Origin of the sequence: Burkholderia sp. 22PA0106 (assembly GCF_047497155.1) — a bacterium.
GTDB lineage: Bacteria > Pseudomonadota > Gammaproteobacteria > Burkholderiales > Burkholderiaceae > Burkholderia.
In genome coordinates this window covers 1727091-1742176 of record NZ_CP163162.1, presented here as the reverse complement: position 1 = coordinate 1742176, position 15086 = coordinate 1727091, and the positions used below count along the sequence as shown (strand labels likewise).

Genomic DNA, 15086 nt, shown 5'->3' with positions numbered 1-15086 from the left:
CCCGGAGCCTCCCATGTCACCTCTCGAAATTGCCGGTGTGATCGTCAGTGCGCTGGCGATCTGGCTGACGGCGCGGCGCAACATGCTGTGCTGGCCGATCGGGCTGGCGTCGGTCGCGCTGTACGCGTGGATCTTCCTCGACGCCAAGCTGTATTCGGACATGCTGCTGCAAGGCGCATTCGCCGCGCTGCAACTGTTTGGCTGGTATCGCTGGCTGGTGCAGCGGCGCGCATCGGCCGGCCAGCCCGGCGAGGGCGAGCAGCCGGTGCTGCCCGAGCGCGACGTCGGCCTGCGCCGCCTCGCGCCGGGGCTGCTCGCGGCCGTGGTGCTCAGTGTGCTGCTGGGCAGCGCGATGGCGCACTGGACCGACGCCTCGCTGCCGTATGTCGATGCCACGCTGACGGCGTTCAGCCTCGTCGCCCAATACTGGACGGCGCGCCGCTATATCGCGTCGTGGCAGCTGTGGCTGGTGGTGGACGTGATCTACGTGGGCATGTTCGTCTACAAGGCGCTGTATCTGACGGCCGGGCTGTATGCGCTGTTCGTGGTGCTGGCCGCGATCGGCTGGCGCGATTGGGCGAGGGCGCTGGCGCGCGCGGATGCCGAAGCGGCTGCTGTGCGGCTGGAGGCGAGCCGATGAGGCGCGTCGCGGCCGGTCGGTCGTGCCAGCCGCTTGGGCCTGTTGGCTCGGCGCGGATGCGCGTGAGCGTCGATTTCCTCCGAGGCTTGGTCAATCCATCGGCCGACTTGACCTGCCGACGCAGCGAGGCCAGGCATGAGCGCTGATGTCCCCCGAGCCTCGGTCAACTCGATTGGCCAATTTGGCCTCCCGGCGCAGCGAGGCCAGGCATGAGCACCGATTGCCCCCGACGCTCGGTCAATTCCGCCGGCCGTCTTGGCCTCCCGGCGCAACAAGGCCGCACATGAACCCCGATTCCCCCCGCGACCCTTCCGAGGACGGCGCACCCGCGCCGCTCCAGTTCACTGTCGATGGCGAAACGGCCGAACGCGACTGGCCGTTGATCACGCGCGCCGAAGTGGCCGGGCTGCTGGCCGATTTCCCGCAAGCGCCGGAACTCGCGCGGCTGTCCTGGCACAGCCCGCGCCCGTTCTCGGCCGCCGTGCTGGCCAGCGCAGGCGACGGCGCGGAACTGTTCGTCAAGCGTCACCACGCGGCGATCCGCGACGTGGCCGGCTTGGAGGAAGAGCACCGCTTCATGGCGCACCTGCGCGCGCAAGGCGTGCCGGTGGCCGAGGTGCTGACCGACACGGCCGGCCGTACCGCCGTCGCGCGTGGCGACTGGACCTACGAGGTGCACCGCGTGTCGCCCGGCGTGGATACCTATCGCGGCGTGATGTCGTGGAAGCCGTTCTTTCACACGGCCCACGCGGCGGCGGCCGGGCGCATGCTGGCCACGCTGCATCGCGCGGCAGCCGCTTACGACGCGCCTGCGCGCGAGTTGCGGCCCCTGTTGACGAGCTTTCGCGTGTTGTCCTCGCCCGACCTGGGCGCGGCGCTCGACGCTTGGGTGCACGCGCAGCCGGGCCTGGCGCGCGCGCTCGACGGCCGCGATTGGCACGCCGACGTGATGCGCGAGATCGCGCCGTTTCATCGCGAACTCGTGCCGCTGCTCGACACGCTCGCGCCGTGCTGGACCCACGGCGACTGGCACGCCTCGAACCTGCTCTGGACCGGCGACGATCCCGCCGCCGAAGTGGTCAGCGTGCTCGATTTCGGCCTGAGCGACCGCACCTGCGCCGTGCTCGATCTCGCCACGGCGATCGAGCGCAACCTCGTCGATTGGCTGGCACCGGCGGAATCGCGCCGCATCGAGTTCGCGCAACTCGACGCGCTGCTCGACGGTTACGAATCGGTGCAGCCGCTCACGCGCGATGCCCACCGCGCGCTGATCGCGCTGCTGCCGATCGCGCATGCCGAGTTCGCGCTGTCGGAAGTGGAGTATTTCAACGGGATACTGTCGTCGCCGGTGGGCACCGAGGCGGCCTACGACGGCTACCTGATCGGCCATGCGCGCTGGTTCGCCGGGCCGGATGGCCAGCGGCTGCTGGACGCGCTGCGCGCGCGGATGCCGGCCGCCTGAGCGCAGCCCGCCGCGCGTCGGGCGTTATTGCGCGGGCGGTTTCGGTTGCGGCTGAGGCTGCGTGGCCTGTGCCGGGTTCCACACCACGGCGTTGTCCACCGCGTAGAAGCGGTACGTCACATGCGCCTGCTGCCATTGCTGCTGGAACTGCGCCAGCTCGGCCGAGGTGGAAATCGAACCGAACTTGCCGTCGCTCGTGAACACGAACGCGCGCGGCGGCGCGAGCAGCAGGAATTGCCGGTAGGCCAGCACCACCGGGGCCTTCTGGGCCGCCGGCACGGGCAGGGCGTTCAGGTCCGAGATCGCCGCGAAGCCGCTGCCGAGCGCGTGCCCGTCGGGCGAGAACTGGATGCCCACGCTCTTCATCGTGGCCTGCCAGGCGGCCACTTCCTTCCCATAACGGTCGGGCAGTTGCGCGACCCATTCGGCCGGATACGAAAACGCGAAATTCTCGGTGGCGGTGGCCACCGAGCGCACCACGCCGATCAGCCGGCCCTGTTCGTCGAACAGGCCGCCGCCGCTCGACCCGCTGGCCACCGGCGTGGACGACTGGATGATCGGCACCTGGCTCTCCGGCTCCTGGCGCAGCGAGGAGATCAGCCCGTCGGTCAGCGACAGCTCCAGCCCGCGCGGGCTCGAAATCACATACACGCGCTGCCCGACGCGCAGCGTGCTGATCGGCGCGATCGGCACCGGCTGGCGATCGATGCCGCCCGCCACGCGCAGCAGGCACATGTCGCGGCGATTGTCGGGGTCGCGCAGCACTTCGTCCACGTTGACGGTGTCGGGGCCATTGGTCAGCTTGATGTCGATGGCCTTCTCGACCACATGGCAGGCCGTGATGAAACGGCCCGGCGCGATCAATACCGCGCTGCCGATCATGAACTGGTTGTTTTCGGGTTGGGCCGCCTTGACCGTCCAGATCTTCGGCGAGACGGTGGCGAACACCTGTTCGGCGTGCGTCGCGCCCGGCTGCGGGGCGGCTTGGGAAGCTTGGGGCGCTTGGGAAGTTTGCGGCGGGGCGGGCTGCTGGGCGAGCGCGCCGGTGCCGATCCCGGCGAGCAGCCAGAGCGCATGACGCCAGGCCGCGGCGCTGTGTTTCCTGTCGATGCGCATGTGAGGTTCCTCGTGGAGCAACGATGCGGTGGCGATCCGTCAGGCAAGGCGCGGCGGGAAACACGGGCAGATCGGGCCACCGATTATAGTCGGTGGCGCCGTGGGGATGCGGAAGCGGGAAGGCAGTGAAAGGCGCGTGGCCTCAGCCGATCTCGGTAAAGCGCGCGCTGTCGAGCGGCAGCTTCAGGCGCGCCGCCATGCGCTCGAACGCGCGATCCCAGCCGGCCGACTGCGGCACATGGCGGTCGTAGATCTCGCCGAGCTTGCGGAACAGCGCCTCGCTCGGCATGCCGCCGTGCTGCTGGTAAGCCGCGTGCCATTCCTGGATGCAGGCCAGCGGCATGGCCACCGCCGCGTCGCGCACGAACGCGGCGCGATCGATGTCGCTCGCCATCGCCTGCGCGGTGAAGCGCAGCGTCTGGTACACCGATTCGCCCTCGTCGGTCAGGCGCTCGTGACGGTAAGAGGCCGGGTCGGCCGCGTGTTCGCGCGGGCCGCGCCGGGCGTGCGTGACCTCGTGGATGATGGTCAGCGCGGCCAGCGTCGCGTTCTCCATCATCTGCGTATTGAGCAGGATCGTGCCCACGCCGCGCTGCGGCTCGCGTTCGTATTTGACAGTGCCGCTGCGCGCGTCGTAATACGGCGCGGCGTTGCGGATGGTGCAGGACGTCTCCCGCGTCGGATGGAGGCTGAAGCCGGCCTGCCGCGCCCACTGCAGGCACTGCGCCACCATCGGCCAGCGCGCGGCCGCGCGCGAGCCGTCGTATTTCATCTCGTCGAAGGGCGGGCGGCGCGCCGGCGCCGTCGCGAGGCCGTGCGAGCGGACCAGCATCATCGTGCGCAGATGCGGGCTGGGCGGCGCAGAGGCGGCTCGGCTGGCCGAGGCAGGTTCCCCGGTCTCGTTCACGGAGGTGGACAGCACCGGGCGGGCCGTGATCCGGCGCGTCGCGCCGTTTCGGTCCGGGCCGGTGGCCGGCAGGTCCGCCAGCGGGCCGCCGGCCCGTGCGGTGGGGGTGCCCGGCGCGGGCGCAGGGCCGGCGTGCGGCGCGGCGTCCGCATGGGTGTCGTGATTCGCTTTGAGGTCCGATGTTCGCGAAATAGTGGCCATCGTCGTGTGCAATCCAGTGTTCGGCTGGCACCAGTTTGCGAGTGGCGTGCGGCGGCGTTCGCCGGAAATGCGAACCGGCATGGCCGTGAGCGAAGCGTGGCGGCATGAAATCGGCGCGATGCGATGCCACCGCGTCGTATTTGCCGACGAGGCGGCGAACCGGAAGCGAACCGGCAATTCCGACCGGTCCAGTCCACTTTGAACCCACACGCTGATCGAGCGCTCAGGTCAGCATGAAGTCTCGGATAGCGCCCGAGAATGCATTCCTCGCAGGTTGGAGAAATCACCTCACGGCCCGATGACTTTCTTCCCTGGTTAATAAGACAGTTATCCTCGATGACTTGCCTCAAAATACGAGATTGCGGAATAAGGTAAGCTCCGCTCGGCTGGAGGGGGGGCTTTGCAGTCCCGGTAAACGTATCGGGATAAATATCCCCTTCCCGGCAAAGAGCGACGATTCTACGGGACAAGTTTTTATTATTTGGAGTGTTGAGTGAAATTCAAGAATTTCTTAAAAGCATTTATCCTGGCATCGATATTTTCATCATCGGTATCGTGGGCCATCACCACCACCCCATCGGGATCCTTCATACTCAGCAAAAACAACAATTCAAGCATTGATTTCACCTTCAATATTCAGAGCGACCCGGGCAACAAAAGCTATGTCTTTTGGGCTCAGCAATTTGCGTTCGAAGGCGGATCAGATGGATATCTTGGTTTGCAACGGAGCGGAGCAACCAAGAAAATTATCTTTTCCATCTGGGACACGAAGTCATCGGTTGCCTTGATGCAAGGCGCCGTTGCGGAGCCATTCGACGGCGAGGGAATCGGACAGCATGTGATCGCTCCTTTCGACTGGCAGCTGGGGCACACGTACCGGTTCCGGCTTGAAAATGCCGGAGGAACCGGGCCTTGGTGGGAAGTATCGATTACTGATCTGGAGACCAACGATCACTGGGATCTCGGCAAGATTCAGGCTCAAGCAGGGTGGGGCAATTTGGCGGCGTATGTTTCGACGTTTACCGAGGTGTACGTCAATGGTGAAAGTTGCGAACGGATTCCGTATGCACGCGCGGCATTCGGCTTTCCAACCTCGGATAACGGAGTCGGGAGAGTTGCTCAGTTGGAGGCCGAGACCTACGGTAGTTTTTCCAACCCGTGTTCATTGCAGCAAGTCGCTGGCGCAAAAGACGGCGTGAACGTCGGCACGCGCTCCGACGTAGTCGGGCTGAACCTGGTGCATCAGATTGGCCTGAGCAACGGCCCGCAGCATTGGGGTGACTACGACCGACAAGGAAAAATCGGTTCGATCTTCAAGTATCAAAACCCCTATTCACATAAAACCGAATACTTCAAGCTCAAGGCATTGGGTAGTGACAATCGATACTTCTACTTTCCGACAAACGAGACGGATAACACCTACTGGCAATACCTGGGTACAACCGAACCTTCCTATAACTGACCTGTATTTCGCACTTGGGGCAAAACCAATAAGTAGGGGGATCGGAAATACCTCCGTGTGAGCGGGTCGAATCGGAGCCTTCGATCGACTACTTGGCCGCTGATAGCTCAGCCATCGGCGGCCAAACGCTCAGGCTAACCTGACGAGGCTGGCCGCCTGCGCCGTGGGCAGCCACAGCGCGAGCCGCGCATGCAGCTCGCTCTCGCTCAGGCCGGTACGGCGCGCCGCGGCGCGCACGCAATCGGCCAGCGTGCCGGGCCGCCGCGCCACGCGCCGCAGCGCGAAGAACTGCCAGTCGGCCAGCGGCTCCATCGACACGCGGAACCGGTGGCGGCGGATCGCGACATGGTTCGCCTGCCGCGCGGGCGGCTCGTCCGGTCGCTGGCCGCGCAGCCAGGGGCGGATGCCGTCGGCCGCGTGGCGCAACGTCAGCAGCCGCGTGGTGGCGGGCAGGGCGACCGTGCACGACGCGCCGGTCAGCAACGGCAGCACGTCCATCGCCACCGCGCCGCGCACTGGGTTGTCGATTCCGGCCGCGCGGCCCGATTCGGCGATCGCGCGTTCGAGCCGCGCCAGGTCGAGCGGAAACGACTGCGACGCGGGCCGGCCCGCGCCACCGCCCGTGCGCCGTTGCGAGCCGAGCAGGAACGCCGGAAACGCCGCGCCGAGCGCATGCAGCGTGGGCGAGCGCGACGGATGCCGATGCAGATACGCCCGCGCGAAAAAGCGGAACAGCGTCGGGCCGAGCAGGCGCAACAGCGCCGGATATTCCGCTTCGAGGCAGCCGATCAAGCGCAGCCAGTAACCGTCCGCGTACACGGCGAGCCGCGTGAGCGGATCGACGCCGCCCGGCACCGCGATCACGGCCGCGATGCCCGCACCTTCGTGCTGCGCGGCCTGCGCCAGCCCGGCGTCGAGGCCGCCCGGGTGCGTGGTGGCCATCTGCATCCAGCGCTGGATCGCCGCCATCGACATCGCGTCATTCATCGATCAGCTCCGGCGCGGGGAAATGCAACGGCGTGGAGAGCGCTGCCTCGGGCAGCGCGGCTTGCCCGGCCGGCAGGTCGGCATCGCCCAGGCGCTCGCCGGCCGCCACGCGGCGCGCCTTGTCGAGCTCGGCCAGCAACGTGTCGTAGTCGGGCAGGTTGGCGTCCCATTCGAGCAGCGTGGAGACGCCGCCCGTCAGCCGCTGCGCCAGTGCGTACAAATCCCACACCGGCCCGGGCACCGGCTGATCGTGCGTGTCGATCAGCATGTCGCCGTGTTGGATATGGCCGGCCAGATGGATCTGCACGATCTGGTCGTGCGGCAGCGCGTACAGGTAGGCCACCGGGTCGAAGCGATGATTGACCGCGCTGACATACACGTTGTTGACGTCGAGCAGCAGCCCGCAGCCGGTGCGCCGTGCCAGCCGCGCGAGGAAATCGCATTCGGGCATCGTGGACGCGCGGAACTGCACGTAGCTCGACGGGTTCTCCAGCACGAGCGGGCGGCCCAGCCATTGCTGCACGGCATCCACGCGCGCGCTCACGTGATCGAGCGACGCGTCGGTCAGCGGCATCGGCAGCAGGTCGTGCGAGTTGTGCGAACCGAGGCCGGTCCAGCACAGATGATCGGACACCCACACCGCGCGCACGTCGTCCATCAGGCGGCGCAGTCGGCTCAGGTAGCCGAGGTCGAGCGGCGTATCCGAACCGATCGACAGCGACACCCCATGCATGACGATCGGCACCTCGGCGGCGATCCGGTCGAGCATCGCGCGCTGATGGCCGGCATCCTCGAAATAGTTCTCCGAAATGATTTCGAACCAGCCCACGCGCGCGCCGCCGGCGAGGATCGCCGGCAGGTGCTGCGGCCGCAGGCCGACCCCGAAGCCCAGGTCGGGCAGGCCCAGGCGCGGGGCGCGTTTCGATCCCGGCCCCGGTGCGAAGGCCGGCGCCACGCCGGCCCCCGGGGGCCACGCCCCCGGGCCGGCGCCGTCGGCATCGACGGTCAAGCTCATGCGTGGTGCTCCGATCAGGTCGACGGCGGCAGCGCGATGCGCAGCGTGGTGGCCGTCGGCTTGGCCGGGGCCGTCTGCTGGCGATGCGCCCAGACCTTCTCCAGCGCGCCCCAGGCGATGTCGTACACCGAATCGCCCTTCGCGAACGCGAGCGTTTCGAACGACGTGCCGTCCGGCGTCGTCAGCGGCACCATCTTGCCTTCGGCGTCGTAGTCGTACAGCTTCATGGTGCTGCTGGTGGGGTAGAGCTGCGAGGCCGAGATCGGCACCGCGCAACCGCCGAAGCTCTTGCAGAGGTTGTCGGCCGGTGCGCTGTACAGCGTCGGCGCGCCGCAACCGCCACCGATCTTCGCGGCGGATTGCGTGCTCGACGATTGCGAGCAGTTGCCGCCGCCCGTGACCGGCTGCACGAAGCCGCAGCCGCCTTGCGTCGCGCACAGGTTCGAGCCCTTGCAGCTGTGATACACGGCATGCGCGGCGCAATCGCCGCCGGTGGCGTCGAGCGACAGCGACTGGCAGGCGTGCATCGTGTCCGAGCGGCCGGCCGCTTGAGGCGCGTTCGGCGCGCGCAGCGTCGGCGCTTCGCCGTACACGGCCCAGTAAAGCGCCATGCGGTCGCCCGAACCCACCATCGACGGGAACGGGAATGCCACCGCCGCGTCCTCCCACGAATCGCTCAACACAGTGGTGATGCCGGCCAGCGCACCCTTCACCACGTTGTCGAGTTCGGCGCGCGGCGTGCCGAGCTTGAGATCGTTCAGCGCGGCGGCCACATCGGCCGGCTTCGGGATGCTCGGGTTCGCGCCGGCCTCGCTCCAGCTCGGCGTGGTCAGCAACGCGGCGGTCCACTCGTGGCCGCTGGCGTGCCAGTGCGTCCAGGTTTCGAGGTGCTGCACGTAGGCGGCGATCTGCTCGAAACGCTCGTGGTGGTCGAAGCCGCCGTTGTCGGCGCGGGCCGTGGCGTCGTCGCTTTGCGAGGCTTGCTCGCCCGTATCCGTATAGCTCGGGTAATCCTGTTCGAGCGCTTCCTTGCTCGGCTGGAAGCGCGGCAGCACGCTCTTGAGCGTCAGCAGGTTCGACGCGTCGTTCAGGCGCGCGGTGTCCTGCACCATCGCCACGAAGGTGTTGACCGTCGGCCAGTCGATGCCGCCTTCGCCCTGGTCGCAGATCGCCCACATCATGCCGATCGCCTGCAGGTGCGCCTGGGCCGGCTGGGTGGTGGTCAGCATCGGCGTGACGCCCGGGTATTCGGCCATCGGGTGCTTGTCCGGCGTGGTGCTGTTGAACAGGTCGCGCTGGCCGATCGGCTGATCCGAGCCTTCGGTGCGCACCAGCATCTTCTCGAACAGCGTGACGTTGTCGGTGTAGCGGATCGTCGTGTATTGCAGCAGGCAGTAGTACATCCAGCCGATCGTGCCGAACAGCGGCAGGTCGGTTTCGGTCTTCTGCGCCGTCCAGTTGGCGAACGGCACGGTCGGGAAGTACTTGCCGTGCGCGTCGGGGTTGATCTTCTCGAGCGCCGTGTCGTGGTTCTGCTCGATGATCTCGAACAGCGTGACCTGGTCGGCCGTCAGCGCGGCCAGGTCCACCTTCAGCTTGCGGCCCGGCACGCCTTCGTTGATGTCGGTCAGATCGAGGATGTGCGGGATGACCGTCTTGTCCGGGCCGTAGCAGGTCCAGTTGTATTCGGCGTCCTGCAGCGCGGCGCTGTTGAAGTTCGGCTTGACGCCGAGCGCGGCCGAGAGGTTCGCGGCTATCTGCAGATGCAGCATCTCGTCGATGAAGACCGAGAACACCAGGTTGTAGGCCTTCTGGTTGGCGACGGCGGTATCGGTGTCGGGGCCGGCCGGAATCTGGCCGATCGAGCGGCCCGGCCAGACGCGGCCCTGGTAGTAATCGATGCCCTTCGAGTTGATCGCGTGCGTGCCCTGGATCGACTTCATCGCGCACATGTAGAGCGGGATGGTGAACAGTTCGACGTTCACCGCGGCTTGCAGCAGCGCGGTCAGCGCGGCCTTGTCGGCGTCGAGCTGGTCGAGCGGCTGGCCGACGATCTGGGAGGGGTGATCGGGAATCAGGCCCGAAGCGGAGTGTGCCGTGGTCATTGCCTACCTCTGTGGGAATTTTCCGCGTTAACCCTTGAATGGCAACGTCGGATTGCTTTTATAAAGGCCGGTTTGCTGCGTGGATGAAGACATCCGTGTTACCTCGCGCAGCGGGGGATTTTCAATTCGTATGGCCCCGTGAATTGAAACACCCGAACATGACTGCCGTGTTACTCCATTCGCATACCGCGCGATGGCGCAAGCCTACACCGCCAAAAAGGCGCGTCACAAGCGATTTTCATGACAACGTCATTTTGTGATGGCGAAAGATAATCGCATGGCGCCTATTTATTTTAATGAATGGCCGCCGCTGAATTTTCCATTGCTGCCATTATTTTTATTGTGCGCAGCGAGAATTGATCGCACGAAAACGTTTGGCATTGAAGGGCGCCAACACAAGTTCGCCGGGCAATCGAATTTTATTTGGGGCGGCGTGGTTGTCGTTCGCAAGGGGGAACATGGCGATCGGCGCGTTGCGAGTGCGGCAAGCTCGGGTTTCGGCTTGCCGCACCGGGAAAGCCGGCCGCTCAAGCCTTGCGGATCACGGCTTCGTCCTTCGCCTGCATCGGCACGATCGTGCTGTAGTACGGCCAGATGTACGGGCCGCCCGCCCCCTGATTCAGGTCCTGATGAATCGACGTATAACCCTCGATCGCCGGCGGCGACGAGCTGTCGATTACAAGCAGCGTGATCGCGGTAATCGGCTTTTTGTTCGGCTCGTTGGTCTTCCACGTCATGTAGATGAATTTCCCGCCCGCGCCGGCCTTCAGGTCTTGTGGGTTCCATTCCCAGCCCGACGGCGGATTGGACTGCGCCTGGTCGTAGGCCACGAAATTCAGCGACGTGACCGGATTGCTGTCGCCGGTTTGATAGCCGATATAGATATATTCGCCGCCCACGCCGGTATTCGTATCGGTGGTAATGAAATCCCACGGGCGTTGGTACTGCGGGCCCGGGTTCTTGCCGGCTTGCGTCGTCAGAGCGTTAATCGGACTGGTCATTTTTTCACCCCTCTCAAGGTTTAAGTTGAGAAGTTAGTATATTAAAGGCATTGGAATTATCAATTGGGAGTCTTTTCGTTTTAATTGGCTGTCCCGGTATCGCAGGACGCGACGTAATTCAAAATCGAAAACGGATTATGGCTGATGCTGAAACCGTTGATTTTGTCATTCACGTTATCGATTCGCCGGTTAGGTTTCCGGCATTGATTAATGGCACAGCGCCGTCGAACTCAAGCGCAACGCTTCCGCGATATCGCCGGGCCGCGCCGGCAACGGGCCATACGCATCGGAGAACGCCTCCCCGCCGAAGCCGGGCGAGGGCGCGGAATCGGCATGCAGCGTCAGCGTGCCGGCCAGCAGCGCGAGCGCCACACCCGCCATCGGCAACCAGCGCGCGGCGCGATGCGTGCGATGTGCGTTGCCGTGTTCGTCGTCATGTCGATGCCGCATTGTCCCGGGTTCGCAAGATGAAGTGGAATTGCCTCGCGCGAGCGTCGCGAATCGACGCGATGGCGTCGCATGGCACGCTTGAACGGCATGCGAAACCCCCTGCACGGAGCCGCCCGATTCTAGTCACCCAGGCCCCGCTACCCCAACCAACGAGCGGCACTAAGCTTAGCGCTGCCCCCGGATGTCAATAGCTGAAATGGTGCTTTGACAGCCGATTCGCGGCGCTTCTAGCATTCGGCTTTTCCGAACCATTCGGAATCCTCCCTATCATCGTTCCCCGGGGACTCGCCATGCACCGCCCATCCTCCGCTCTCCGCGCCACGACCTTCCTCAAACGCGTGCTGTCGCGCCGCACGCCGCTCGCGCTGGCCGTCACGGCCACGCTCGGCGCGGCGGCGGCCGTGACCGCGTTCGCGGCATCCGGCCCGGCCGAGCCGAAAGCGGCGCTGACCTCCATCACGCTGCAACTCGACCCGATCACCGCGATCGCGCAGGACAAGGGCTTCCTGAAGGCCGAATACGCGAAGATCGGCGTCAAGCAGGTCACGCTGGTGGCGCCCGGCACCGCGCAGATGATCGGCGCGGAAGCGGCGCAATTGAATGGCGGCGGCATCGCCGTTGCGCAGCGGATGATCTATCCGGCCGTGGTGCACCGCGCCAACGGGCTGGACGCAGTGATCGTGTGGGAATCGCAGCCGTCGGACAAGTTCCGCACGCCGATCCTCGCGCGCGCCGACAACGACAAGATCAACGGCATCAAGGATCTCGACGGCAAGAAGTTCGCCAGCAGCCGCGTGAGCTGCTACTGGACGGCGCCATTCGAGGCGCTGACCAAGGCCGGCCTGCCGCTCGACAGCCGCACCTCGCACGGCCGTATCCGCTACCAGTCGATCGATTCGACCACGGTGGTCACGGCGGCGCTGCTGAGTGGCGCGATCGACGCCACGGCCATGCACCTCGGCACCTCGAACGCCGCCGCGCTGTATCTGGCGCATCAGGTCAAGGTGGTGGGCCGCTCGCCCGATCACGGCGAATACGTGGACGGCGCGGGCCGCGTGTCGTACTTCGCGATGCGCTCGTTCGCCGATCAATACCCGCAGGCGATCCGCGCGTTCCTGAGCGCGATGCAGCAGGCCCGCAGCTGGGCGCTCGCGCATCCCGACGACGCCGCGCAGATCGTCGCGCGCGACACGCGCGTGCCGGTGGATATCGCGCGCTTCCAGATCACCGATCCGTCCGAGTTCTTCTTCATGGCGGGCGAGCCGGATGCGAAGAACGTGCGCTCGACCATCAAGCGCTTCCAGGCCTGGTACGTGGAGCACGGCGACGACATCCTGACCGAACGCCATCTGAGCGACCCGCAGATCGACGCGCTCGTCGACGACCGCTTCTTCGCGGGCGGCCAATACTCGATCTACCAGTGAGCGAGCCGGCTCGCCACGCGGAGAACACCATGGCAAATGCGGCGACGCGGCAGCAGGCGCGCGCGGGGCTGGGCGGGCCGGTGCGGCGCGATTCGCATCGGGCGGCCGGCGACCATCACGGCAAGCACGATCAGCACGATGCGCCGGACGACGCCAGCACGCCCGCCGCCCGGCAATCCGAACCCCGCACCCAACCGGGCCGCGACCGCCTCACGCTGGCGCGCCTGGGCTGGCTGGCCTGGCCGTGGATCCTGCCGGTGCTGATCGTCGGCTTGTGGAGCATCGCGAGCACCCGCCACTGGATTCCGGCCGTGTTCCTGCCCACGCCATGGCGCACCGCCACCTCGTTCTGGGACATGCTGGTGCGCGATTCGTATCTGCACGATTTCGGCGTCAGCGTCTCGCTGGTGCTGCAATCGTTCGTGTACGGCGCGGCGGCCGCGATCGCGCTCGGCTTCACGGCCGGGCTGGTCCGGCCCGTCGAACGCTTCTTCGGGCCGACGCTCGACACGATCCGGCATATCCCCGGCATCGCCTGGTTTCCGCTGATCGTGCTGTGGCTCGGCGTAGGCGCGCCGGCCAAGACCCTGGTGATCGCCAAGACGGTGTTCTTCCCGGTGTTCCTCAATACGCTGCAGGGCATCCGCAACGCCGATGCGCGCCATATCGAACTGGGCCGCGTGCTGACGCTGACGCGCCTGCAGATGCTGCGCTACATCCTGATTCCGTCGGCGCTGCCGACCATCATGGTCAGCCTGCGCTACAGCGCGGGCCTCGCATGGGCGATGGTGGTGGTGGCCGAGGGGCTGGCCGGGCAGCAGGGCATCGGCTTCCTGATCTTCCGCGCGCAATCGCTGCTGATGACCGACCAGTTGCTGGTGTGCATGGTGACGATCGGCGTGGTGGGCTTCCTGATCGATCGCGGCATGTACGCGGTGCAGCGTCATGCGCTGCGCTGGAAGGCGTCCGCGTCGCCCGGCGCGCAATAAATCAACCCGAACGGAGCACCCAGCCATGCCGGTTGCCACCCTCGGCCGCGCCGCGCGGCCGCCCGAGGCGGGCGAGCCCGCCCATCATCCGCTGCACATTCGCGGCCTGACCAAGCGCTTCACGTCGCAGGGCCGCACCCGCACCGTGCTCGACGGCATCGAACTCGACGTCGCGCCCGGCGAATTCGTCAGCGTGGTCGGCCCGAGCGGTTGCGGGAAATCGACGCTGCTGCGCGTGCTGGCCGGCCTCGACGACGATTACGACGGCAGCTTGCGGCTCGGCGCGGCCGAAGTGCGTGGGCCGAGCCTGTCGCGCGGCATCGTGTTCCAGGATCACCGGTTGCTGCCGTGGCTCACGCTGGAGCAGAACGTGGCGCTGGCGATGAAGAACGTGGATCTCGACGACGCCACCAAGCGCGAGCGCGTGCGCGCCCATCTCGAACTGGTGGGCCTGGACGGCAGCCGCGACGCGTGGCCGGGCGAACTGTCGGGCGGCATGGCGCAGCGCGGCGCGATCGCCCGCGCGCTGGTCACCGCGCCGGACGTGCTGCTGCTCGACGAGCCGCTCAGCGCGCTCGATGCGCTGACGCGCGCGCGGCTGCAGGACGCGCTGCTGGAGATCTGGCAGCGGCAGCGCGTGACGATGGTGCTGGTCACGCACGATATCGAGGAAGCGCTGTACCTGAGCCAGCGGATCGTCGTGCTGTCGGCCAACCCGGGGCGCGTCGAGCGGATCGTGGACGTGCCGATCGATTACCCGCGCGACCGCGCGAGCTATGCGTTCGCCGACATGCGGCGCGAGGTGGGGGCGGCGATCGCAGCGTAAATCGAGGCGCAAGCACGCCTTGTCGGCAGAAAAATGACAAAACGGTAATGAACACGTCAGCGTGACGGGGTCATGACACGGTGAGAATGCCTTATCGGCCGCGTGGGCCATCGACACGACAGCGCATGACGCGCTCGGCCGGCTCGCCCTTCGTGGGCGGACAAGGAGCTTCCGATGCGATTCCCGATCCGGGCGGCCAAGGCCGCTGTCATGCTGCTGGCCGCCTTCGCCGGCCTGTATTCCCAAGCGAGCCATGCGCAACTGACGCGCGCCCAGGTGCGCGCCGACCTCGTGCGCGTCGAACAGGCGGGCTTCGATCCACTCGGCGAGACGCTCGATTTCCCGGCCGACATCCAGGCCGCCGAGGCGAAGCTGGCGGCGTCCGATGCGGCATCACCTGGCGCCGCCACGCCGCTGGCGGTCGCGAGCCGGGCCGATGCCGTCGTCATCGGTGCGAGCGCGGGCGCGGCAGCGCCGCAATCGCATTGACCCGGCGGCACG

At 66.5% G+C, this 15086-nt stretch carries 14 protein-coding genes; 7 read left to right on the top strand and 7 right to left on the bottom strand.

Going from position 1 to position 15086, the window contains the following annotated elements:
* Window positions 1–13 precede the first annotated feature (13 nt).
* Together pnuC and AB4850_RS07470 are read left to right on the top strand one after the other, a co-directional pair.
* Window positions 14–640 (top strand): nicotinamide riboside transporter PnuC, encoded by a 627-nt coding sequence (gene pnuC / locus AB4850_RS07475; protein WP_414439188.1) that lies wholly within the window; start codon window positions 14–16, stop codon window positions 638–640.
* A 283-nt stretch (window positions 641–923) separates the two neighbouring features.
* Window positions 924–2102 (top strand): phosphotransferase enzyme family protein, encoded by a 1179-nt coding sequence (locus tag AB4850_RS07470; protein WP_414439187.1) that lies wholly within the window; start codon window positions 924–926, stop codon window positions 2100–2102.
* Window positions 2103–2126: 24 nt separating this feature from the next.
* Here AB4850_RS07470 and AB4850_RS07465 read toward each other — a convergent pair whose 3' ends face one another.
* Window positions 2127–3218, bottom strand: a complete 1092-nt coding sequence (locus tag AB4850_RS07465) for a S1 family peptidase (protein WP_414439186.1) — start codon at window positions 3216–3218, stop codon at window positions 2127–2129.
* Between the two features lie 142 nt (window positions 3219–3360).
* Entirely contained in the window at window positions 3361–4326 is a 966-nt protein-coding gene (locus AB4850_RS07460; RefSeq protein WP_414439185.1) for a hypothetical protein, read from the bottom strand.
* 493 nt (window positions 4327–4819) lie between these two features.
* On the opposite strand from AB4850_RS07460, the gene AB4850_RS07455 reads away from it, so the two are divergent.
* A complete protein-coding gene (locus tag AB4850_RS07455; RefSeq protein ID WP_414439184.1) occupies window positions 4820–5788 on the top strand; it encodes a DUF3472 domain-containing protein in 969 nt (322 codons plus the stop codon).
* 129 nt (window positions 5789–5917) lie between these two features.
* Here AB4850_RS07455 and AB4850_RS07450 read toward each other — a convergent pair whose 3' ends face one another.
* The 5 genes from AB4850_RS07450 to AB4850_RS07430 form a co-directional block, all read right to left on the bottom strand.
* Window positions 5918–6775 (bottom strand): putative DNA-binding domain-containing protein, encoded by an 858-nt coding sequence (locus tag AB4850_RS07450; RefSeq protein ID WP_414439183.1) that lies wholly within the window; start codon window positions 6773–6775, stop codon window positions 5918–5920.
* Window positions 6768–7790: a DUF692 domain-containing protein gene (locus AB4850_RS07445; RefSeq protein WP_414439182.1), complete on the bottom strand. Its 1023-nt coding sequence runs from the start codon at window positions 7788–7790 to the stop codon at window positions 6768–6770. Before AB4850_RS07445 ends, AB4850_RS07450 begins: the two co-directional genes overlap by 8 nt.
* Before the next feature lie 14 nt (window positions 7791–7804).
* On the bottom strand, window positions 7805–9895 hold the full coding sequence (locus AB4850_RS07440; RefSeq protein ID WP_414439181.1) for a ferritin-like domain-containing protein: 2091 nt from the start codon (window positions 9893–9895) through the stop codon (window positions 7805–7807).
* Window positions 9896–10422: 527 nt separating this feature from the next.
* Window positions 10423–10896: a hypothetical protein gene (locus tag AB4850_RS07435; RefSeq protein ID WP_414439180.1), complete on the bottom strand. Its 474-nt coding sequence runs from the start codon at window positions 10894–10896 to the stop codon at window positions 10423–10425.
* 207 nt (window positions 10897–11103) lie between these two features.
* On the bottom strand, window positions 11104–11346 hold the full coding sequence (locus AB4850_RS07430) for a hypothetical protein (protein WP_414439179.1): 243 nt from the start codon (window positions 11344–11346) through the stop codon (window positions 11104–11106).
* 290 nt (window positions 11347–11636) lie between these two features.
* Here AB4850_RS07430 and AB4850_RS07425 point away from each other — a divergent pair, with 290 nt between their 5' ends.
* The 4 genes from AB4850_RS07425 (at window position 11637) to AB4850_RS07410 (ending at window position 15074) form a co-directional block, all read left to right on the top strand.
* The gene (locus AB4850_RS07425) at window positions 11637–12770 is read left to right on the top strand and encodes an ABC transporter substrate-binding protein (RefSeq protein ID WP_414439178.1); all 1134 of its coding nucleotides are present in this window, start codon (window positions 11637–11639) and stop codon (window positions 12768–12770) included.
* A gap of 29 nt (window positions 12771–12799) precedes the next feature.
* Complete coding sequence (locus tag AB4850_RS07420) at window positions 12800–13759, top strand: ABC transporter permease (protein WP_414439177.1); 960 nt, start codon at window positions 12800–12802, stop codon at window positions 13757–13759.
* A gap of 25 nt (window positions 13760–13784) precedes the next feature.
* Complete coding sequence (locus AB4850_RS07415) at window positions 13785–14585, top strand: ABC transporter ATP-binding protein (RefSeq protein WP_414439176.1); 801 nt, start codon at window positions 13785–13787, stop codon at window positions 14583–14585.
* A gap of 174 nt (window positions 14586–14759) precedes the next feature.
* Window positions 14760–15074, top strand: a complete 315-nt coding sequence (locus AB4850_RS07410) for a DUF4148 domain-containing protein (protein WP_414439175.1) — start codon at window positions 14760–14762, stop codon at window positions 15072–15074.
* Window positions 15075–15086: the final 12 nt, after the last annotated feature.